Source organism: Blastococcus sp. TF02-09, assembly GCF_003319105.1.
Classification (GTDB): Bacteria; Actinomycetota; Actinomycetes; order Mycobacteriales; family Geodermatophilaceae; genus Blastococcus.
In genome coordinates, this window is sequence record NZ_QOHH01000002.1 from 428,065 (window position 1) to 448,220 (window position 20,156).

The 20,156-nt window shown below is 73.5% G+C and carries 16 protein-coding genes and 1 pseudogene; 12 read left to right on the plus strand and 5 right to left on the minus strand.

The genetic code is table 11. The features are described from left to right. Window positions 1-13 precede the first annotated feature (13 nt). A complete protein-coding gene (gene hrpA / locus DQ239_RS04610; RefSeq protein WP_113833178.1) occupies window positions 14-3,949 on the minus strand; it encodes an ATP-dependent RNA helicase HrpA in 3,936 nt (1,311 codons plus the stop codon). Window positions 3,950-4,143: 194 nt separating this feature from the next. Here hrpA and DQ239_RS04615 point away from each other — a divergent pair, with 194 nt between their 5' ends. The 3 genes from DQ239_RS04615 to DQ239_RS04625 all read left to right on the plus strand — a co-directional run bounded on the left by DQ239_RS04615 (window position 4,144) and on the right by DQ239_RS04625 (window position 8,312). After that, window positions 4,144-4,656, plus strand: coding sequence for a MarR family transcriptional regulator (locus tag DQ239_RS04615; RefSeq protein ID WP_199582625.1), 513 nt, complete (start codon window positions 4,144-4,146; stop codon window positions 4,654-4,656). Next, the gene (locus DQ239_RS04620; RefSeq protein WP_113833180.1) at window positions 4,653-6,392 is read left to right on the plus strand and encodes an MDR family MFS transporter; all 1,740 of its coding nucleotides are present in this window, start codon (window positions 4,653-4,655) and stop codon (window positions 6,390-6,392) included. The genes DQ239_RS04615 and DQ239_RS04620 overlap by 4 nt, the downstream gene beginning before the upstream one ends. Window positions 6,393-6,515: 123 nt before the next feature. Continuing rightward, a complete protein-coding gene (locus tag DQ239_RS04625; RefSeq protein WP_233488746.1) occupies window positions 6,516-8,312 on the plus strand; it encodes an acyl-CoA dehydrogenase in 1,797 nt (598 codons plus the stop codon). A 105-nt stretch (window positions 8,313-8,417) separates the two neighbouring features. Here the strand turns inward: DQ239_RS04625 and DQ239_RS20280 are convergent, their stop codons facing one another. After that, window positions 8,418-8,585: a hypothetical protein gene (locus tag DQ239_RS20280; RefSeq protein ID WP_158544782.1), complete on the minus strand. Its 168-nt coding sequence runs from the start codon at window positions 8,583-8,585 to the stop codon at window positions 8,418-8,420. Window positions 8,586-8,848: 263 nt separating this feature from the next. On the opposite strand from DQ239_RS20280, the gene DQ239_RS04630 reads away from it, so the two are divergent. The 4 genes from DQ239_RS04630 to phaZ all read left to right on the plus strand — a co-directional run bounded on the left by DQ239_RS04630 (window position 8,849) and on the right by phaZ (window position 13,909). Beyond that, window positions 8,849-9,895, plus strand: coding sequence for a YihY/virulence factor BrkB family protein (locus tag DQ239_RS04630; protein WP_113833184.1), 1,047 nt, complete (start codon window positions 8,849-8,851; stop codon window positions 9,893-9,895). A 245-nt stretch (window positions 9,896-10,140) separates the two neighbouring features. After that, window positions 10,141-11,322 carry an acyl-CoA dehydrogenase family protein gene (locus tag DQ239_RS04635; RefSeq protein ID WP_113833186.1) on the plus strand — a complete coding sequence of 394 codons (1,182 nt, stop codon included), beginning with the start codon at window positions 10,141-10,143 and terminating at the stop codon, window positions 11,320-11,322. A gap of 72 nt (window positions 11,323-11,394) precedes the next feature. Further along, window positions 11,395-13,101 (plus strand): alpha/beta fold hydrolase, encoded by a 1,707-nt coding sequence (locus DQ239_RS04640; RefSeq protein ID WP_113833188.1) that lies wholly within the window; start codon window positions 11,395-11,397, stop codon window positions 13,099-13,101. Next, a complete protein-coding gene (gene phaZ / locus DQ239_RS04645) occupies window positions 13,085-13,909 on the plus strand; it encodes a poly(3-hydroxyalkanoate) depolymerase (protein WP_113833191.1) in 825 nt (274 codons plus the stop codon). The genes DQ239_RS04640 and phaZ overlap by 17 nt, the downstream gene beginning before the upstream one ends. A gap of 3 nt (window positions 13,910-13,912) precedes the next feature. On the opposite strand, the gene DQ239_RS21135 is transcribed toward phaZ, so the two are convergent. Together DQ239_RS21135 and DQ239_RS21340 are read right to left on the minus strand one after the other, a co-directional pair. Further along, window positions 13,913-14,458, minus strand: a complete 546-nt coding sequence (locus DQ239_RS21135; protein WP_255411193.1) for a glycine betaine ABC transporter substrate-binding protein — start codon at window positions 14,456-14,458, stop codon at window positions 13,913-13,915. A gap of 142 nt (window positions 14,459-14,600) precedes the next feature. Continuing rightward, a pseudogene (locus DQ239_RS21340) lies at window positions 14,601-14,981 on the minus strand (hypothetical protein); the annotation flags it as partial. Here DQ239_RS21340 and DQ239_RS04655 point away from each other — a divergent pair. From DQ239_RS04655 to DQ239_RS04675, 5 genes are read left to right on the plus strand one after another with little or no spacing between them, the layout of a single operon-like run. Further along, window positions 14,908-16,623, plus strand: coding sequence for a phosphatase PAP2 family protein (locus DQ239_RS04655; RefSeq protein ID WP_113833193.1), 1,716 nt, complete (start codon window positions 14,908-14,910; stop codon window positions 16,621-16,623). The pseudogene DQ239_RS21340 and the gene DQ239_RS04655 overlap by 74 nt on opposite strands. Further along, window positions 16,620-17,189, plus strand: a complete 570-nt coding sequence (locus DQ239_RS04660; RefSeq protein WP_233488747.1) for a hypothetical protein — start codon at window positions 16,620-16,622, stop codon at window positions 17,187-17,189. The genes DQ239_RS04655 and DQ239_RS04660 overlap by 4 nt, the downstream gene beginning before the upstream one ends. Continuing rightward, complete coding sequence (locus DQ239_RS04665; protein WP_113833195.1) at window positions 17,186-18,265, plus strand: lysylphosphatidylglycerol synthase transmembrane domain-containing protein; 1,080 nt, start codon at window positions 17,186-17,188, stop codon at window positions 18,263-18,265. Before DQ239_RS04660 ends, DQ239_RS04665 begins: the two co-directional genes overlap by 4 nt. Then, window positions 18,262-18,873: a phosphatase PAP2 family protein gene (locus tag DQ239_RS04670; protein WP_113833197.1), complete on the plus strand. Its 612-nt coding sequence runs from the start codon at window positions 18,262-18,264 to the stop codon at window positions 18,871-18,873. The genes DQ239_RS04665 and DQ239_RS04670 overlap by 4 nt, the downstream gene beginning before the upstream one ends. After that, the gene (locus tag DQ239_RS04675) at window positions 18,873-19,520 is read left to right on the plus strand and encodes a phosphatase PAP2 family protein (protein WP_113833199.1); all 648 of its coding nucleotides are present in this window, start codon (window positions 18,873-18,875) and stop codon (window positions 19,518-19,520) included. Before DQ239_RS04670 ends, DQ239_RS04675 begins: the two co-directional genes overlap by 1 nt. A gap of 4 nt (window positions 19,521-19,524) precedes the next feature. On the opposite strand, the gene DQ239_RS04680 is transcribed toward DQ239_RS04675, so the two are convergent. Then, window positions 19,525-20,142 carry a hypothetical protein gene (locus tag DQ239_RS04680; protein ID WP_113833201.1) on the minus strand — a complete coding sequence of 206 codons (618 nt, stop codon included), beginning with the start codon at window positions 20,140-20,142 and terminating at the stop codon, window positions 19,525-19,527. Window positions 20,143-20,156 lie beyond the last annotated feature (14 nt).

Consider the following 20,156-nt stretch of genomic DNA (forward strand, 5'->3'; position numbering starts at 1 on the left):
ACCGGCGCGGACCTCAGATCAGCGCGTCGATGGCCTTGTAGACGCGCTGCTCGCTGATCGGGCGCGGCGTGCCGATGCCCTGCGCGAAGAGCCCTACACGCAGCTCCTCGATCATCCAGCGCACCCGGACCACCGGGTCGTCCGGCGCCCCGGTGGAGGGCACCTGCGCCCGCAGCTGCTCGTACTCGGCGGTCACCGCCGCCACCTGCGCGGTCCACAGCTCGTCGCGGACGGCGTTGGCGGGCAGCTTCTCCAACCGGTACGCCATGGCCCGCAGGTAGCGGACGAGGTCGGGCAGCCGGCGCCGGCCGGCCGCGGCGACGAAGCCCCGGTGCAGCAGGCCGGTCATCTGGCGGCGCAGGTCGGCGATCGCCGCCTCGGGCACCCGGCGGGCCGGGGCCGCCCCGATGGCGACGGCGACCTCGCGCGCCTGGGTCAGCACCGCCTCCACCTTCTGCACGGCGTCCACGGTCAGCGGGTGCAGCTCCCGCTTCGCCGTCGCGACCAGCGCGTCGAAGGCCGCCTGGTCGCGCGGCGGGCCTCCGGCGGCGGCGATCAGCTCCGTGGCGACGGCGTCGACGCAGTCGTCGACCAGCGCCGGGATCTCCCCGTCGGGGTTGAACTGCAGGGCCAGCCGGGTGCGCGGGCCCAGGCTCTTCACCACCTGCTTGGTCGGTGAGCCGGCGACGAGCACCAGCAGCCGCCGCGCGCCCCGCCAGGTCAGCCGGGTGGCCTCCACCTCGGTGGGGACGACCCGCACACCGACCGTCTCACCCTCGTCGACCAGCGCGGGGTAGGCGGTGACCAGGTGGTCACCGCGGCGCACCTCCACCGTCCGCGGCAGCGTGCCGACGTCCCAGGTGGTCATCCGGCTGCGCTCGACCGACGCCGCCGCGGCGGCCAGCGTGGCCCGCGCCTGCGGCGCCACCTGCGCCTTGAGCGCGGCGAGGTCCTTGCCGGTGGCCAGCGGCCGCTGCTGGTCGTCCAGCACCCGGAAGGTGGCCCGCAGGTGGTCGGGCACCTGGCCGGGCTGCCACGCGTCCGGCGGGACGACGACGCCCGCGGCGCGGCGCAGCTCGCGCTCCAGAGCGGGCAGCAGCGGCTCGCCGGGGTCGATCTGCAGCAGCACCTGGCGCACGCGGTCCGGGATGGGCACCAGCGCCCGGCGGGTCTGCTTGGGCAGGGTGCGCAGCAGCGCGGTGACCAGCTCCTCGCGCAGCCCGGGCACGGTGAAGGAGAGCGACGTGTCCGACGTCCGCTGGGCCACCGCGTCCAGCACGCCCAGCGGCACGTCGACGGTGACGCCGTCCTGCGGGGTGCCGGGGGCGAACGCGTACGACAGGGGCAGGGTGAGCCCCTGCGAGAGCGGCACCTCGTCGGGGAAGTCCTCCACCCGGATCTGACCGGCCGCCGCGGCGTTGGTCAGCATCTCCGGCGTGAAGGTGAGCAGGTCCGGCGTCCGGTGCCGGGCCTGCTTCCACCACTTGTCGAAGTGCCGGGTGGAGACGACGTCGGCCGGGATGCGGGCGTCGTAGAGCTCGAACAGCGTCTCGTCGTCCACGGCGATGTCCCGGCGACGGGCGCGCTCCTCCAGCTGGGCGACCTGCTCGATCGCCCGCTGGTTGTCCGCCCAGAAGCGGTGGTGCGACGTCCACTCCCCCTGCACGAGGGCGTGCCGGATGAACAGCTCGCGGGAGACCTCCGGGTCGATCGAGCCGTACTGCACCCGCCGGCCGACGACGATGGGCAGCCCGTACAGCGTGACCCGCTCGGTGGCGACGACGGAGCCGCGCCGGGCGTCCCACCGGGGCTCGGAGTACTGGCGCTTGACCAGGTGGTCGGCCAGCTTCTCGACCGTCTCCGGGTCGATCCGCGCGACCGTGCGGGCGAACAGCCGGCTGGTCTCCACGAGCTCCGCGGCGACCACCCAGCGCGGGGGCTTCTTCGCCAGCGGCGTCCCCGGTGCCAGCACGAAGCGGGTGTTGCGGGTGCCCAGGTACTCGCGTCCGGGCCGCCCCGGCTTGCCGTCCCGGTTCTTCGCGGGCTCGGCCTGCATGCCGATGTGCGATAGCAGCCCGGACAGCAGCGAGGCGGTGATGCCCCGCTCGTCGGGCTCGATCGCCGGCCCGCCCAGGTCCATGCCCAGCCGCCGCGCGGTCCCGCGGAGCTGGCCGTGCAGGTCCTGCCACTCGCGGATGCGGAGGTAGTGCAGGAACTCCCGCTTCACCGTGCGGCGGAACTGGTTGCCGCTCAAGGCCTCCTGCTGCTCGCCGAGGTAGCGCCACAGGTTGAGCAGGGCCAGGAAGTCGGAGTTCTCGTCGGCGAACCGGCGGTGCAGCTCGTCGGCGGCCTGCTGGTGCTCGGTCGGGCGCTCGCGCGGGTCCTGGATGGTCAACCCGGCGGCGATGACCAGGACCTCCTCCAGCACGCCGCGCCGGTCCGCCTCGACCACCATGCGGGCGATGCGAGGGTCCAGGGGCAGCGCCGCCAGCGACCGGCCGGTCGGCGTCAGGTTCCCGCCCTGGTCGAGGGCGCCCAGCTCCTCCAACAGCGCCAGGCCGTCGGCGACGGCGCGGCGGTCCGGCGGGTCGACGAACGGGAAGTCCTCGACCGCGCCGAGGTCCAGCGCGGCCATCTGCAGCAGCACCGACGCGAGGTTGGTGCGCAGGATCTCCGGATCGGTGAACTCCGGCCGGGCCTCGAAGTCGGCTTCGGTGTAGAGCCGGATCGCGATGCCCGGTCCCAGCCGCCCGCACCGGCCCGACCGCTGCCGCGCCGAGGCCTGGCTGACCGGCTCGATCGGCAGCCGCTGGACCTTGGTGCGATGGCTGTACCGGGAGATCCGCGCGGTGCCCGGGTCGATGACGTAGCGGATGCCCGGCACGGTCAGCGACGTCTCGGCGACGTTGGTGGCCAGCACGATCCGCCGTCCCGAGTGCGGGGCGAAGACCTTGTGCTGGTCGGCGGCCGACAGCCGCGAGTAGAGCGGGACCACCTCGGTGTTGCGGAGCTCGCGGTCCGCCAGCGCGTCCTGGGTGTCCCGGATCTCCCGCTCACCGGCGAGGAACACCAGGATGTCGCCCGGCCCCTCGGCGGTGAGCTCGTCGACCGCGTCGAGGATCGCGGTCACCTGGTCGCGGTCCTCGTCGGCCTCCGGATCGTCGGGGTCGACCACCGGGCGGTAGCGCACCTCCACGGGGTAGGTGCGCCCGCTCACCTCCACGACCGGGGCGCCGCTGAAGTGGGCGGCCACCCGCTCGACGTCGATCGTCGCCGAGGTGATGACCAGCTTCAGGTCCGGGCGCCGCGGCAGGATCTGCGCGAGGTAGCCCAGCAGGAAGTCGATGTTGAGGCTCCGCTCGTGGGCCTCGTCCAGGATGATCGTGTCGTACTGGCGCAGCAGCCGGTCGCGCTGGATCTCGGCCAGCAGCACGCCGTCGGTCATCAGCTTGACCAGCGTCGAGTCCGACACCTGGTCGGTGAAGCGCATCTTGAAGCCGACGACCTCGCCGAGCGGGGTGTCGAGCTCCTCGGCGATGCGCTCGGCCACGCTGCGGGCCGCGATCCGCCGGGGCTGGGTGTGCCCGATCCGGCCGCGGACGCCCCGGCCCAGCTCCAGGGCGATCTTGGGCAGCTGCGTCGTCTTGCCCGAGCCCGTCTCGCCCGCCACCACGACGACCTGGTGGTCCCGCAGGGCGGCCGCGATGTCGTCGCGCCGGGCGCTGACCGGGAGGTCCTCGGGGTAGGAGATGACCGGCCCGGCCGCCCGCCGGCGGGCGATGCGCTGCTCGGCGGCGGCGACCTCGGCGGCGATCCGCTCGCGCTGCCGCTCCCGCGCGCCGGCGTCCCGGGTCGTGCGGAGGCCGTCGAGGCGCCGGCGCAGCCGGTGCTCGTCGGCGATCGTCAGGGTCGCGAGGCGCGCGCGGAGATCGTCGTGCGGAGAACTCACCGGGCGCTCGCGTTCCTCTCGGGGTGTCAGGGGTACTCGGCGGCCACGCGCCACCGGACATCAGGATCCCATCGGCGGCCCGGTCGTCCGCATCCGTCGTGAGGATCACATCGGTGCAGCGTGCAACTGATTGCTTGCATCTACCAACTGCTTCTACGCTGCATCCGTTCCCGTTGTGCAACCGAAGGACTGTCGTGTCCGTTCCCGCCGGCCGCTCGCCGCGCGTCCCCGCGCCGCGCGGGCCCTCGGTGGAGACGTTGTCGGAGCAGCTGCCGCGCTTCCTGCGGCTCGTCACCGCGGCCAAGGTGCACTTCGCCTCCGACACCCGTGACCGGGCCGCCCTCGTGCTGCTCCACCCGCTCGTCCGCCTCGGTCCGCTGCGCCAGGGCGCGCTCGCCGAGCACCTCAAGGCCGACCCCTCCACCGTCAGCCGGCACGTCGCCGCCCTGGTCGATGAGGGCCTGGTGCGGCGGGTGGCCGACGAGTCCGACGGCCGGGCCACCCGGCTGGTCGTCACCGACGCCGGCCTGGCCGCGCTGGAGCAGCTCGGCCGTGACCGCGCCGCCGTCCTGGAGCGCGTCACCACGGACTGGACCGAGGACGACCTCGCCACCTTCACCGGCCTGCTCGGCCGGTTCCTCGACGACCTCGCCGCCGCCCTGCCGGGCGACGCGGCCACCGCAGCCCCACCAGGAGTCCTCCGATGAGCCAGACCACCGCAGCCGCCCGGAAGGGCCGCGACGCCGGAGGGCCCGGGGCCGACGGCTCGTTCAGCCACCGGCAGATCGTCACGATCCTCGTCGGCCTCATGGTCGCGATGTTCCTGGCGGCGCTCGACCAGACCGTCGTCTCCACCGCGATCCGCACGATCGCCGACGACCTGCAGGGCTACGACCTCCAGGCCTGGGCGACGACGGCGTTCCTGATCACCTCGACGATCGCGACGCCGCTGTACGGGAAGCTCTCCGACATCTACGGCCCGCGGCCGTTCTACCTGTTCGCGATCGGCATCTTCGTCGTCGGCTCGGTGCTGTGCGGCATGGCCCAGTCGATGTACCAGCTGGCCGCGTTCCGGGCGGTGCAGGGGATCGGCGCCGGTGGCCTCATGTCGCTGGCCTTCGTGATCATCGGCAGCATCGTCCCGCCGCGGGAGCGCTCGCGGTACCAGGGCTACTTCATGGCCGTGTTCGGTTCCTCGAGCGTGCTCGGGCCCGTGATCGGCGGGTTCTTCGCCGGCCAGTCCGCGCTGCTGGGCGTCGAGGGCTGGCGCTGGATCTTCTACATCAACGTGCCGCTGGGCGTCGTCGCCTTCGCGACCATCTGGCGGGTGCTGCACCTGCCGCACGAGCGCCGCGAGCACCGCATCGACTGGCCCGGCGCCCTGGCGCTGGTCACGTTCCTCGTGCCGCTGCTCGTCGTCGCCGAGCAGGGCCGGACCTGGGGCTGGACGTCCGGCCGGGCGCTGGTCTGCTACGCCATCGGCGCCGTCGGCTTCCTGCTGTTCCTGGCGGCCGAGCGGGCCTACCGGGACGACGCCCTGCTGCCGCTGCGGCTGCTCGGCAACCGCACCGTCACCGTGAGCGCGATCGGCTCGGTCGTCATGGGCGCCGGCATGTTCGGCGGATTGCTGCTGCTGCCCCAGTACCTGCAGATCGTGCACGGCTCCAGCCCCACCGTGGCCGGACTGCAGATGACGCCGCTGGTGGTCGGCATCATGGCCGGCGGCATCATCTCCGGCACCACGATCTCGCGGACCGGTCGGTACAAGACGTTCCCGCTCGTCGGCGTCGCGCTGATGGTGGTCGCGCTGGTGTCCCTGTCGCTGGTCGTCAAGGCCGACACCTCGGTGTGGCAGATGGTGCCGTTCATGCTGATGCTGGGCCTGGGCCTGGGCTTCAACTTCCAGCCGGTCATCCTCGCCGTGCAGAACGCCGTCTCCCCACGCGAGATCGGGGTGGCGACGTCGTCGGTCACCTTCTTCCGCCAGATGGGCGGCACGATCGGCACCGCCGCCTTCCTGTCCGTGCTGTTCACCCGGCTGCCGAGCGACATCGGGAACGCCATCGGCGCCAGCACCGACCCGCGGGTGCAGCAGGCGGTGCAGAGCGGGCAGCTGCAGGGCGGGGGCGACCTCTCCGACACCTCGTTCATCCAGCAGCTGCCCGACTTCCTCGCCCAGCCGTTCAAGGTGGGCTTCTCGGACACGATCGACCTGGTCCTGCTCATCGCGGCCTGCGTCGTCGCGATCGGGTTCTTCGTCTTCCTGTTCCTGCCGCAGCTGACGCTGGGCGAGAAGTCGGGCCTCCAGGCCTTGCAGGAGTCCCGGGAGTCGGCGGTTCCCGACCAGGACGACGCCGGCCAGCAGGCGATGCAGGGGGCGGGCGCCGCCGCTCCGACGTCCACCCCGCCGCCGGCCGCCCGCCCGGGCGACACCCCGCGCTGAGCGTTCATCCGTCTGGTCGCGCCGAGTGGGCCCCGGAGGGGTCCGCGCAGGCGCGACGGACACGCTCATGCCGATCGGGACGGCTCGTGGCCGCGGTGTCGTCCGGAGGACGACAATGTGATGGTGCCCGGTTCCTCGCTCATCCTGTCCCGCCGTGACCTCGACTTCCTGCTGCACGAGTGGCTCGACGTCGAGGCGCTGACGAAGCGCCCCCGGTTCACCGAGCACTCGCGGGAGACGTTCGACGCGGTGCTGGACCTCGCCGCCCAGGTGGCCGCCGACCACTTCGCGCCGCACAACCGCACCGCCGACGAGAACGAGCCGCGGATGGTCGACGGCCGCGTCGTGCTCGTCCCCGAGGTCGCGCGGGCGCTCTCCGTCTTCGCGGAGACCGGGCTGATGGCCGGTTCCTTCGACGAGGAGTTCGGCGGGATGCAGCTGCCGCACACCGTCGGGCAGGCCGTCCTCGCCTGGTTCCAGGCGGCCAACATCGGCACGTCGGCCTATCCGTTCCTCACCATGGCCAACGCCCGGCTGCTCCTCGCGCACGGCAGCCGCGAGCAGATCGACACCTTCGTCGCGCCCATGGTCGAGGGCCGCTGGTTCGGCACGATGGCGCTGTCCGAGCCGCAGGCGGGCTCCTCGCTCGCCGACATCACCACGAGGGCCGAGCGCCAGGACGACGGCAGCTACCGGCTCACCGGCAACAAGATGTGGATCTCCGGCGGCGACCACGAGCTGACCGAGAACATCGTCCACCTGGTGCTGGCCAAGGTCCCGGGCGGTCCGGCCGGCGTGAAGGGCATCTCGCTGTTCGTCGTCCCCAAGTTCCTGGTGGAGGACGACGGCACGCTCGGGGAGCGCAACGACGTCGTCCTGGCCGGGCTCAACCACAAGATGGGCTACCGGGGGACGACGAACACGCTGCTCAACTTCGGCGAGGGCGTGCACACACCCGGCGGCCGCGCCGGAGCGGTCGGCTACCTCGTGGGCGAGGAGAACCGCGGCCTCACCTACATGTTCCACATGATGAACGAGGCGCGGATCGGCGTCGGGGTCGGCGCGTCGGTGCTCGGCATCACCGGCTACCTGCACGCGCTGGACTACGCGCGCACCCGCACGCAGGGCCGCCCCGCCGGCGCCAAGGACCCCGCCTCCCCCATGGTGCCGCTCGTCGAGCACCCGGACGTCCGCCGGATGCTCCTGGCCGCCAAGAGCTACGCCGAGGGCGGGCTGGCGCTGGGGCTGTACTGCGCGCGGCTGGTCGACGAGGAGCAGACGGCCGACACCGCCGAGGAGCGGGACCGGGCGCACCTCCTGCTCGACACCCTCACGCCGATCGCCAAGGCGTGGCCGTCGCAGTGGGGGCTGGCCGCCAACGACCTGGCCATCCAGGTGCACGGCGGCTACGGCTACACCCGCGACTACCCGGTCGAGCAGTTCTACCGGGACAACCGGCTCAACCCGATCCACGAGGGCACGCAGGGCATCCAGTCCCTCGACCTGCTGGGCCGCAAGGTGCTGCAGCAGGGCGGTGCGGGCCTCGTGCTGCTGACGGAGACGATCACCGCGACGACGGCGCGGGCCGCGGGCACGGAGTGGGCGGGGTTCGCCGCCGACCTCGACGCGGCGCTCGGCCGGCTGGGGTCGGTCACCGCGACGGTGTGGGGCACCGGCGACCCCGACCTGGCGCTGGCCAACTCGCACGTCTACCTGGAGGCGGCGGGCCACGTCGTCGTCGCCTGGCTGTGGCTGGAGCAGGCGCTGGCCACGGGGAGCGGCACGGGGGCCTTCTACGACGGCAAGCGCGCCGCGGCCCGCTACTTCTGGCGCTGGGAGCTGCCCCGCACCGGCGCGCAGTTCGACCTGCTCGCCGCGCTGGACCGCACGGTGCTCGACGTCGACCCCGCCGTCCTGTGACATGACAGCGCCCCGCCCTCCGAAGGAGGACGGGGCGTCGGAGTCGGCTCCGCTGCAGGGGCCCGCCGCGAGCGTGCGAGCGGTGGGGGGCAGCGGGGTCCTTTCTCAGGCAGCTCGCCCTGCCCCCACCGGCTCCGGGCTGGCGTGCCGGGCACCGGCGGTGCCCTCGGCGCGCTCGCGCTCGTAGCGGGCGGTGGACTGCATGCCCATGGCGACCACCAGGGCGGTCAGAACCAGGAAGCCGATCAGCGTCACGGCCGGCCACATCACCATCGTTGTTCTCTCCCCACAGCTTCCAGCCCGCCGTCGGGTCAGGGACGGCGGCACGTTCTCGAGGGGCTCTGTCCCCCGTCCCGGCGCATTCCAATCGTCGAATCGTGAACTTCCCCTGACCGTGTGTGACGAGCGTCATGGACCGGCTCCCGGCCATCTCCGTTTCGCAACGGCGCGCGGGGGGCGGCATGGAACCGGACGGCCCGGGGAACTCCCCTCCCCGATCGAGGGCTCCGCGCCTTTCCCCCGACCCGGAGGACTCCATGACCCGACCCACCGGCTCGTCCAGCAACGCGAGCCACTCCACCAGCGAGGCGCGCTCCGAGGGCAACCGCCGCTCGGCCGACCCCGCGCCGGACAACGACGTGATCAGCGGCACGCGCGCCGACTTCGCGCCCGTCGGCGCCGACCCGAAGCCCACCACGGGCGGCACGATCAAGCGCACGCTCAAGGAGTTCAGCGAGGACAACCTCACCGACTGGGCAGCTGCGCTCACGTACTACGGCGTCCTGGCGCTGTTCCCCGCCCTCATCGCCCTGCTCTCCATCGTGGGCCTGATCATGGACCCGCGGGAGATGACCGACGCCCTGACCGCGGTCCTGCCGCAGGGCGCGGCGGACACCGTCGGACCCGTCGTCGACCAGCTGGCCAGCAACCGGGCCGCCGGGCTGGGCCTGATCCTCGGTCTCGCCGGCGCCATCTGGTCGGCGTCGGGCTACGTCGGCGCGTTCACCCGGGCGGCCAACGTCGTCTACGAGACGCCCGAAGGCCGGAAGGTCTGGAAGCTCAAGCCGCTCCAGCTGCTGATCACCCTCATCGGCGTGCTGTCCGCCGCCGTGATCGCCGCCATGGTCGTGCTCAGCGGCCCGATCGTGGAGGCCGTCGGCCAGGGCATCGGCCTGGGCGACACCGCCATCGACATCTGGAACATCGCGAAGTGGCCGGTCATCGTGGTGCTGGTCGCGCTGATGATCGCCGTCCTGTACTACGCGACGCCGAACGTGCGGCTGCGCGGCTTCAAGTGGGTCAGCCCCGGGGCCGGCGTGGCGATCCTGGTCTGGGGCATCGCCTCGGCGCTGTTCGCCTTCTACGTGGGCAACTTCGGCAGCTACAACAAGACCTACGGCGCCCTGGCCGGCGTGATCATCTTCCTGATCTGGTTCTGGCTGACGAACGTCGCGCTGCTCTTCGGCATCGAGCTGGACGCCGAGATCGAGCGGACCAAGGAGCTGAAGGAGGGCGTGCCGAGGGCGGACAAGGAGATCCAGCTCGACGCCCGCGAGGACCCGAAGGACAAGCAGACCACCTGATCGCTGGATGACCGCCCGCTGAAGGCCCTCTCCCCACCCGGGAGGGGGCCTTCAGCGCGTCCTCGACTGCGCGGGCTTGCCCAACTGCGGGGAAGTCGGCCTTCCTCCGGCGGCGCGGAGGCCACTGTGCCTGCAGTTGGGCGGCCGGAGGCCCGATGGGGTGCACGGCCATACGTCACGTTGCCGGGGCCGCTCCTCGGGTAGGGGTCCCCGACGACCACCGACTGCAGGGAGACACGGAACAGATGAGCGACGCCCCGCCGGTGACCTCGGACTTCTACGACCTCGAGGCGCTGCTGCCCGACGACGAGCGGGCGCTCCTGCACCGGGTGCGGGCGTTCATGGACACCCAGGTCGAGCCGGTCATCAACGAGTACTGGACCCGCGGGGAGTTCCCGCACGAGCTCGTCCCGGGCCTGGCCGAGCTGGGCATCGCCGGCAACCCCTACAGCGGCTACGGCTGCCCCGGCCGCTCGTCGCTGTTCGACGGCATGGTCGCCATGGAGCTCTCCCGCGGCGACGCCTCCATCTCCACCTTCATGGGGGTGCACGGCGGCCTGGCGATGGGCTCGATCTACCTGTGCGGCTCCGAGGAGCAGAAGGAGCGCTGGCTCCCGGCCATGGCGCGCATGGAGCTCATCGGCGCGTTCGGCCTCACCGAACCCGAGGCGGGGTCCGACATCGCCCGCGGCGCGCAGACCACCGCCCGGCGCGAGGGCGACACCTGGATCCTCAACGGCGAGAAGAAGTGGATCGGCAACGCCAGCTTCGCCGACCTCGTCATCATCTGGGCCAAGGACGAGGACTCCGACCAGGTGCTCGGCTTCGTCGTCGAGAAGGGGACGCCGGGCTTCTCCGCCGTGGACCTCAAGGACAAGATCGCGCTGCGGGTGGTGCAGAACGCGCTGATCACCCTCAAGGACGTGCGCGTGCCCGAGGCCAACCGGCTGCAGGAGGCGCGCAGCTTCCGGGACACCGCGAAGGTGCTCAAGATGACCCGGGCCGGGGTCGCCTGGTCGTCGGTCGGCTGCTCGCGCGGCGCCTACGAGCACGCGCTGCGCTACGCCACCGAGCGCGAGCAGTTCGGCCAGCCCATCGCCGAGTTCCAGCTCGTCCAGGACCTGCTGGTGCGGATGCTGGGCAACATCACCGCCTCGGCGGCCATGTGCGCCCGCCTCTCCCAGCTCCAGGACGCCGACGCGATGACCGACGAGCAGGCGTCGCTGGCGAAGGCGTTCTGCACCATGCGGATGCGCGAGACCGTCGGCTACGCCCGCGAGCTGATGGGCGGCAACGGCATCCTGCTGAAGAACCACGTGGGCCGCTTCGCCGCGGACGCGGAGGCCATCTACTCCTACGAGGGCACCCGCGAGGTGAACACCCTCATCGTCGGTCGCGCCGTCACCGGGAGCAGCGCGATCGTCTGACCTGCGTCTCCTGCCGGACCGCGGTGCGTGTGCTCTAGTGAGCTGAGTCACACCTGCCGCGGAGGAAACGCGATGACCACGACGGCACGACAGGCAGACGTTCCCGACGCCGCCGCCGAGGGGGCGCTCGGGCTGGACATGGTGCTGGTGGACGCCGCCCGGGGGCCGTTGCGCCGCCTCGTGCCCCCGGCCGGCACGGCGCTGCGCTTCGGCGCCGCGCTGGCCCGCCGGCCGGGCACGGTCGCCCGCCGGACCGGTGAGCTGGCCGCCGAGCTGAGCCGGATCACCGTGGGCCGCTCGGAGCTGGCACCGGGCACGAAGGACAAGCGGTTCGCCGACCCCGCGTGGTCGGGCAACCCGCTGCTGCGCCGGGCGATGCAGACCCACCTGGCCACGGCCCGCACCACCTGGGAACTGATCGAGGACGCCGACCTCGACTGGCAGGACGACGAGCGGATCCGCTTCACCGCGACCAACCTCGTCGACGCCCTGGCGCCGTCCAACGTGCCGGTGCTCAACCCGCTGGGCTGGAAGGCGCTGATCGACACCGGGGGCCGCAACGTGGTGCAGGGGCTGCGGCGCATGGCGGCCGATCTCGCCGCCCCGCCGCGGGTGCCCTCGATGGTGGAACCGGACGCCTTCACCGTCGGCGAGGACCTCGCCGTCACCCCGGGCGCGGTCGTGTTCCGCACCGACGTGTTCGAGCTGATCCGCTACCGGCCGACGACGGACACCGTGCGCGAGGTGCCACTGCTGATCGTCCCGCCGACGATAAACAAGTACTACATCACCGACCTCGCGCCGGGCCGCAGCATCGTCGAGCACTACCTGGCCGCCGGTCAGCAGGTCTTCATGATCTCCTGGCGGAACCCCGACGCCCGGCACGCCGACTGGGACCTGGACACCTACGGGCAGGCGCTGCTGGACGCGATGGACGCCGTGGAGCAGGCGTCGGGCAGCCGGCGCGTGGCGCTCCAGGCCTTCTGCTCGGGCGGCATCATCGCCGCCATGGTACTCGCCCACCTGGCCGCGACCGGCCGCCAGGACCGGGTGAGTGCGGCCAGCTTCGCCGTCACCGTCCTCGACTGGTCGCGGGCGGGCACCGTCTCGGCGCTGATGGACGAGGAGTCGGTGCGCGCGGCGACCGAGCGGTCGCGCCAGAAGGGCTACCTGGACGGCGCCCAGCTGGCCGAGGTGTTCGCCTGGCTGCGCCCCAACGACCTGATCTGGAACTACTGGGTCAACAACTACCTGCAGGGCAAGCCGCCGCCCAACTTCGACATCCTGTTCTGGAACGCCGACACGACCCGGATGAGCGCCGGGCTGCACCGGGACTTCATCGACGTCGCCCTGGGCAACCAGCTGACCGAGCCCGGCGCCGCGACGATGCTGGGCACCCCGGTGGACCTGTCCACGGTCACCGTCGACAGCTACGTCACGGCGGGGATCGCCGACCACCTCTGCCCGTGGCAGGCGTGCTACCGGAGCACCCAGCTGCTGGGCGGGGACAGCCGGTTCATCTTGTCCACCAGCGGCCACATCGCCTCGCTGGTGAACCCGCCGGGGAACCCGAAGTCCACCTTCCAGGTCGCCGACAAGACCCCGCCCGACGCCGACGAGTGGCTCGCCTCGGCCCGTACCGAGAAGGGCTCCTGGTGGCCGGACTTCACCGCCTGGCTCGGCGAGCGGTGCGGGGACGAGGTACCGGCCCCCACCGACCTCGGCGGCGGGCTGGAGGTCCTGGGCGACGCGCCGGGAACGTATGTCTTCGACAAGTAACCGCGAGCGGGTCCGGTCGGTCACCGCGTTCGGCCGCACGCTGCGGACGTCGGTCCGCCCCGGCACCGACGCTGGCGTGCCGCCGTTGCTGCTGATGAACGGGATCGGCGCGAGCCTCGAGGTGCTGCAGCCCTTCGTCGACGCGCTGGACCGGCGGCGCACCGTCATCCGCTTCGACGTCCCCGGCGTGGGCGGGTCCCCTCTCCCCGTGGTGCCCTACACCCTGGCCACGTTCGGCCCCGTCGTCGTCGGCATGCTCGACCGCCTGAGCGTCCCGGGGCAGGTCGACGTCCTGGGGCTGAGCTGGGGCGGCGCCCTGGCGCAGCACGTCGCCGTCCAGCACCGGCGCCGCTGCCGCCGGCTGGTGCTCGCGGCGACGGGGACGGGTGCCCTCATGGTGCCGGCCCACCCCCGGGTGCTCGGCCGGATGCTCACGCCCCGCAGGCACCGGGACCCGGACTACGCGCGCCGCATCGCCGGGCAGATCTACGGCGGCACGATGCGCGACGCCCCGGAGCGGGCGGCCCGGGCGCTGCACGCCGAGACCCGCCTCGGCCCGCGGCGCGGCTACTACTACCAGCTGGCCGCGAGCACCGGCTGGAGCAGCCTGCCGTTCCTGCGGCTGATCCGGCAGCCGACGCTGGTGCTGGCCGGGGACGACGACCCCATCGTGCCCACGGTCAACGCCCGGCTCATGGCCCGGCTGATCCCCGACGCCCGGCTGCATCTCTACCGCGGCGGCCACATCGCGCTGGTCACCGAGGCGGCCGAGCTCGCACCGGTCGTGGAGGAGTTCCTCGACGCCTGACCGCTACTGGGTGTCCCACCAGGACGCCGCCGCCTGCGCCGGGGTCCGGCCGTCCAGCTCCACCGCGCGGTTGAGCTCGACCAGGTCACGGGTGGTCAGCCGGGCGCTGGTCCGGTCCAGCGCCGCGCGCAGCCGCTGCCCCCAGCGGTCACCGGCCGCGGCCCGCAGCATCGGCACCACCTGTTCCCGCGGCTGCAGCGCGCCGTCGTCGGCCAGCAGCACGACGGGGGCGACGGCGAGCCGGGCGTCGGTCGTCTCGAGCATGCCGACGTCGACCTGCCCGGAGAGCAGCCCCTCCAGCGTCGCGGCCCGCGTGGGCATGCCGAGCACCTCCCGGAAGCGCATGCCGTAGACCCGCTCGAGGCCGAGCAGGCAGAACGGGCGGTCCGGGCACTCCGGTGGCCCTCCGAAGGCGAGCTGCGGGGTCAGCGGGGCGAGGTCGGACAGCGTGCGGACGCCGTGCTCGGCGGCGAAGGCGCGGGTGACGACGAAGCCGTTCTGGTCCTCGGCCGCCGCAGGATCCAGGACGTCGACCCCGCGCCCGCCCATCGTGCGGCTGAGCAGCGCGTGGATCTCCTCGGGCGTGGCCGGCGGGCGGGGGAACCCCGGGCGGGCGAACGACAGCGCCGTCCCCAGGGTAGTCCACGACGACGTCGACGACGCCCTGCTGCAGCGCCGGCGACACGACCTCGCGGGTGCCGATGCCGTGCAGCACCGAGACCGGCAGGCCCTCGCGCCGGACGGCCTCGGCGTAGACCTCGACCAGGATCTGGTTCTCGGGGAAGTCGTAGGAGGCGAACCGCACGGTGGAGGGCGGGGCGGTCGGCTGCTCGGCGGCGCTGCCGCACGCGGCGAGCAGGAGCACCAGCACGGCGAGCAGCGCCGTCCGTGCCCGCATCACGCCACCTCCCGCTCCGCGCGGAGAGAGGTCACCGTAGAACGGACGCGGGACGAAAGGGGATGGTCGCGGTCCCGCCCGGCGGGCACCATTGCCCGGCATGGCGCCGGTGCCGCAGGCACTGCCTTCAGCGGGCACGGCGGGTCCGTCCGTCCGTCCGGGCCCGCCGGCCATCGCGCGCGTCCGCCGCCGGCGCCGTCCGTCCGGGGAGCCGCCCGCGCTGCCCCGCCAGCTGCGCGCCTCCGGCAAGTGGTGGCTCGGGCTCAGCGTCGCCGTGGTGCTGGCCTGGGTGGTCGTCGTCGTCACCGGAACCATCCGCTACTTCGACGTGGCCGACACGAGGGTCCTGCAGGCCTTCGCCGAGCTCCGCTCCCCGCTGGCCACCGACGTCGCGCAGGTCGCGGGTCTGCTGGCCACCGAGCGGGCGCTGCACGTCATGTGGCTGACCAACCTCGTGCTGCTCGTGGCGTTCCGGCGGTGGCGGCACCTGTTCGTCTGGTTCGGAGTGGTCCTGGTCGTGGTGAACGTGGCCGCGGTGATGGCCACGACCCTGCAGCGGCCGCGGCCGTTCGAAGTGGAGCTGCTCGGAGCGTGGTCGGGGTTCTCGATGCCGTCGCTGCCGATGACGGTGCTGGCCGCGTTCCTGGTCAGCACGGTCTACGCACTGGTGCCCCCGGGCTCGAAGCGCACGGTCGGCAAGTGGGTGGTCTGCGGGCTGCTGGTGATCACCGCGCTCTCCCGGCTGTACCTGGCCCAGGACCACCCCTCGGGCATCGTCGCGGGCGTGGTGCTCGGGGTGGCCGCGCCGCTGGCGGCCTTCCGGCTGCTCACTCCCAACTCGGTCTACCCGGTGCGCTACAGCCGCGGCCGGCCGGCGCACCTGGACGTCTCCGGCGAGCGCGGCGACGCGATCATCCGGGCGCTGCAGGACCAGCTGGGCCTGCTCGCCACCGCCGTCAAGCCATTCGCCCTCGAGGGGTCCGGGGGGTCGACGCCGCTGAGGATCACCGTCAAGGCGCACTCCTCGGCGCCCGACGACGAGAGCTACGTCTTCGGCAAGCTGTACGCGATCACCCACGTGCGGTCCGACCGCTGGTACAAGCTCGGCCGCGCGCTGCTGTACGGGCGGCTGGAGGACGAGAAGCCGTTCCACAGCGTCCGCCGGCTCGTGCAGTACGAGGACTACATCCTCCGGCTGTTCTGGGAGGCCTCGCTGCCGGTGCCGCACCCGCTCGGGATCGTGGAGATCACCCCGGAGCGGGAGTACCTGCTGGTCACCGAGTTCATCGCGGGCGCGACGGAGGCCGGCGAGGCCGAGATCGACGACTCGATCATCGACCAGGGGCTGGCCGCCGTGCGCCGGATGTGGGACATCGGCATGGCGCACCGCGACATCAAGCCGGCGAACCTGCTGGTGCGCGGGGGCGACCTGTTCCTCATCGACTCCGCGTTCGCCGAGGTGCGGCCCAGCCCGTGGCGGCAGGCGGTCGACCTGGCCAACATGATGCTGGTTCTCGCGCTGCGCACCGACGCGCAGCGGGTCTACGCCCGCGCCCGCCGGCAGTTCTCCGACGAGGAGATCGCCGAGGCCTTCGCCGCGACGCGCGGGCTGACCATGCCCAGCCAGCTGCGCCGGATGCTCCGCCAGCAGGGGCGCGACCTGCACGCCGACTTCCTCCGGCTGCTGCCCTTCCAGCTGCCGCCGGTGCACATCCAGCGCTGGACCTGGCGGCGGGCCGGGCTCACCGTCTTCACCGTCGCCGCCGCCGCGGTGGCCGCCGTCGTCACCGTCGGGCTCATCGGGTCGCCGCTGTGAGGCGCCGGCCCGGCGCGGTGCTCCCGCTGCTGCTCCTGCTGCTGCTCGCCGGGTGCGTGCGGCCGGTGGTGCTGGACTCCGAGGTGGTCGCCTGCCGCGAGGGGGACGACGGCACGCCGGCGAACGGAGTGGTGCTGCTGGCCCAGTCGGTGCCGTCGGCGAGCTGGGTGCCGTGCCTCGAGGTCATCCCACTCGGCTGGGACGTCGCCGGCCTCGAGGCGACCGACGAGGAGGCGCGCTTCTGGCTGGACTCCAACCGCGACGGCGTGCGCGCCGTGGAGATCCGGCTGGACGCGAGCTGCGACACCGCGGGCGCCACGCAGATCCCCAGCGACCGCGAGGGGATGCAGCGGTGGGAGCGGGTCGAGCAGGTGACCCCGGAGTACGTGGGCACCCGCTACTACCTCTTCACCGGAGGCTGCATCAGCGTGGTCTTCCGGCTCTCCGGGGAGAACCGGGCGGAGCCGCTGGGCTTCGCCACCCAAGGACTGGGCGCCGTCCCGCGGGACGCGGTCCGCGCCGCCGTCCGCGAGCAGACCGACGGCCGCCTGGAGCTCGACCCGTGACCGGGACCGCGCGGCCGGCGCACCGGCGCGGCCGCCGGGCGCTGGGCGGGCTGCTCTCCGTGGCCCTCGTCGCGGGCGTCTTCTTCTGGTTCCTGCCGCAGTTCACCAGCCTGTCGGCCGTCTGTTCCTCGGTGCGCGCGATGAGCTGGCTCGAGCTCACCGTGCTGGCCGTGGCCGCGGGCTGGAACCTGGCCACCTACCAGTTCGTGATGGTCGCGACGACGCCCGGGCTGCGGCTGCGGCAGGCGTTCGTCTCCACCGAGACGACGACGGCGGTCTCCAACACGGTGATCGGTGGCGCGGCCATCTCCCTGGGGCTGACCTACGCGATGAACTCGTCCTGGGGCTTCTCGCGGTCGCGCACCTCGGTGGCCCTGCTGGTCTCGGGGTTGTGGAACAACTTCGCCAAGCTGGGCCTCCCGGTGCTCGCTCTGGCCCTCCTCGCGCTGAGCGCGCCGCCGAGCGCCGGCCGGATCACCGCCGGGCTGCTCGGGCTGCTGGCCCTGGTCGCCTCCGTCGTCCTGCTGGGCGCGCTGCTGCGCAGCCGGGAGGGCGCCGAGCGGATCGGCCGCGTCGCCGGCCGGGTGGCCTCGGCGCTGCGCCGCCCGCTCGGGCGCGGCCCGGTGACCGGCTGGGAGCGGGCGACGACGAAGTTCCGCGACCGGACGGCGCTGCTGCTGCGGGCCCGCTGGCACTGGATCACCCTCGCCACGCTGGTCAGCCACCTGTCGCTGTTCCTCGTCCTGCTGCTGTGCCTGCGTTTCGTCGGGGTGGACGGCGACCAGGTGAGCGTCGTCGAGGCGCTGGCCGTGTTCGCCTTCGCCCGGCTGCTGACCGCCGTCCCGTTCACCCCGGGCGGGCTCGGGGTCATCGAGCTGGCGCTGATCACCGGCATGGCGGCCGCGGGCGGGCCCCGGGCGAACGTGGCCGCGGCGGTGCTGGTGTTCCGGGCGCTGACCTACGTGCTGCCCATCCCGATCGGCCTGGGCACCTACCTGTTCTGGCGGCACAACCGCTCCTGGCGGCGAGAGCCCAACTCGGCGCCGCGCACCGCGCTGGTGCCGGAGTCGGTGTGACCAGCACGGCGCCCGCGGTCCGCCGGGGGCGCGCGGAGGTGGCCCTGCTGGCCGGCGGGCTGGTGCTGCTGGGCCTCGCCGCGCTGCCGGTCGACGCGGCCCGGGTGGGCGGCGGGGAGGCGGCGGTCTACCGCGTGCTCAACGGCACCGACGTGCTGCCCTTCGCCCTCGTCTGGCCGGTCATGCAGCTGGGCAACCTGCTCGTCGTCCCGGCCACGGCGCTGCTCGCGCTGGCGCTGCGCCGGGTGCGCCTGGCGGCGAGCCTGCTGGTGGCCGGGCTCGCCGCCTACTGGCTGGCCAAGGTGGTCAAGGGCCTGGTGCCGCGCGGCCGCCCCGCCGGGCTGCTCGAGGACGTCGTCATCCGCGGCGCCGAGGCGCACGGCCGGGGCTTCCCCTCCGGGCACGCCGCCGTGGTGGCCGCGCTGCTCGCCGTGGCCTGGCCCGCGCTCGGCCCGCGCGGACGGATCGTCTGCAGCGCGCTGGCGGCCGCCGTCGTCCTCAGCCGGGTGTACGTGGGGGCGTACCTGCCTCTGGACGTCGTCGCCGGCGCGGGGCTGGGGCTGGCTGCCGCGGGCGCCACCCGGCTCGCGCTGGGGCGGTCCGCCTGATGCTGGTCGACGCGCGACGGGGGCTGGTGGTCAGCGGTCTGCTGCTGGGCGGCGCGGTCCTGGTGGGGACCCTGGTCGTCCTGCCGGCCACCCGGCCGGGGGTGCAGGCGGTCGACGACGCCGTCTGGCGGTGGGCCGGGGACGTGCAGAACGGGCCCACGACCTGGCTGGCCGAGGCGTTCGCGGTGCTGGGGAGCGCGTACGTCAACTGGCCGCTGCGCATCGCCGCGCTGCTGCTCATCGCGTGGCGCCAGCACTGGCTGCGGCTGGCCGCCTTCGCGCTCGCCGTCGTCACCAGCGAGCTGTTCATCGGGCCGGTAAAGGACGCCGTGGACCGACCGCGCCCGCCCGGCGCGCTGATCGAGACCACGGCGGCGTCGTTCCCGTCCGGGCACGCCATCGCCGGCACGGTCACCGCCGTCGGACTGGTGCTCGTCCTCGCCCCGCCGGGGCCCGCGCGCTGGCGCTGGGAGGTGCGCGCGGCCCTGTTCGGCGCGGCGATGGCGATGTCGCGGGTCTACCTGCGGGCGCACTGGCTGTCGGACACCGTGGCGGGCGCGCTGCTCGGTGCCGGCCTCGCGCTCGGCGTCCCCGCCCTGTTCATGGCCGTGCGCGAACGGGTCCAGCGGCTCCCGCCGGTGCGCTGACCGCTCACACCTCCCGGCGGACGACGACGGCCCCGCCCCAGGCCTCGGGCGCGAGGCCGCGGATGGCCAGCACCTCGGCCAGGGCGCGGTTCATCGCCTGCTGCACGGCGGAGTCGGCCATGGCGCCGTGCACCTGGTCCACGCTCATCCGATCGTGCTGGCGCCACGCGACGACCACGCCGTCGAGGTCCGGCGTCGGCGTCAGGCACGCGCCGCCCAGCGCCCCGCCCGCGCCGGTGGCGTCGTGCAGCGGGATCCCCGCCTCGTTCAGCGCCGCCGTCACCTCGACCACGAGGGTGGTCAGCGGGTCCTCCTCCGCCAGCAGCGGCGCCCAGTCCTCGGGCAGCCGGTCCAGCTGGGCGGTGAGGTGGTCCAGCCACGCCCACTCCTGCGGCGAGGGCTGCCGGCGCAGCGTCCCGTCCGCTCGGCGGGCACCGTAGGCCGGGCGCGCCGCCGCGCCGTCGGCGAGGGCCGCGCCCGACCAGCCGGCCGCGGCACGGTCGGGGAAGGGCCCGGCGAGCACCCGGCCGGGGACGTCGTCCCCGCCGTCGACCAGCCACCAGCCGACGACGCCGTTGTCGGCGACGACTCCACTACCGGGCAAGCCACCCATGACGCTCATCGCAGTTCCATCCA

Bases quoted from the DNA above. Each gene is read 5' to 3' on its own strand.
- DQ239_RS04655 (WP_113833193.1), top strand. From the start codon at position 14,908: ATGGCGCCGGTGCCGCAGGCACTGCCTTCAGCGGGCACGGCGGGTCCG.
- DQ239_RS04640 (WP_113833188.1), top strand. From the start codon at position 11,395: ATGACCACGACGGCACGACAGGCAGACGTTCCCGACGCCGCCGCCGAG.
- DQ239_RS20280 (WP_158544782.1), bottom strand. From the start codon at position 8,585: ATGGTGATGTGGCCGGCCGTGACGCTGATCGGCTTCCTGGTTCTGACC.
- DQ239_RS04680 (WP_113833201.1), bottom strand. From the start codon at position 20,142: ATGAGCGTCATGGGTGGCTTGCCCGGTAGTGGAGTCGTCGCCGACAAC.
- DQ239_RS04635 (WP_113833186.1), top strand. From the start codon at position 10,141: ATGAGCGACGCCCCGCCGGTGACCTCGGACTTCTACGACCTCGAGGCG.
- DQ239_RS04630 (WP_113833184.1), top strand. From the start codon at position 8,849: ATGACCCGACCCACCGGCTCGTCCAGCAACGCGAGCCACTCCACCAGC.
- DQ239_RS21135 (WP_255411193.1), bottom strand. From the start codon at position 14,458: ATGGGCGGGCGCGGGGTCGACGTCCTGGATCCTGCGGCGGCCGAGGAC.
- phaZ (WP_113833191.1), top strand. From the start codon at position 13,085: ATGTCTTCGACAAGTAACCGCGAGCGGGTCCGGTCGGTCACCGCGTTC.
- DQ239_RS04620 (WP_113833180.1), top strand. From the start codon at position 4,653: ATGAGCCAGACCACCGCAGCCGCCCGGAAGGGCCGCGACGCCGGAGGG.
- DQ239_RS04675 (WP_113833199.1), top strand. From the start codon at position 18,873: ATGCTGGTCGACGCGCGACGGGGGCTGGTGGTCAGCGGTCTGCTGCTG.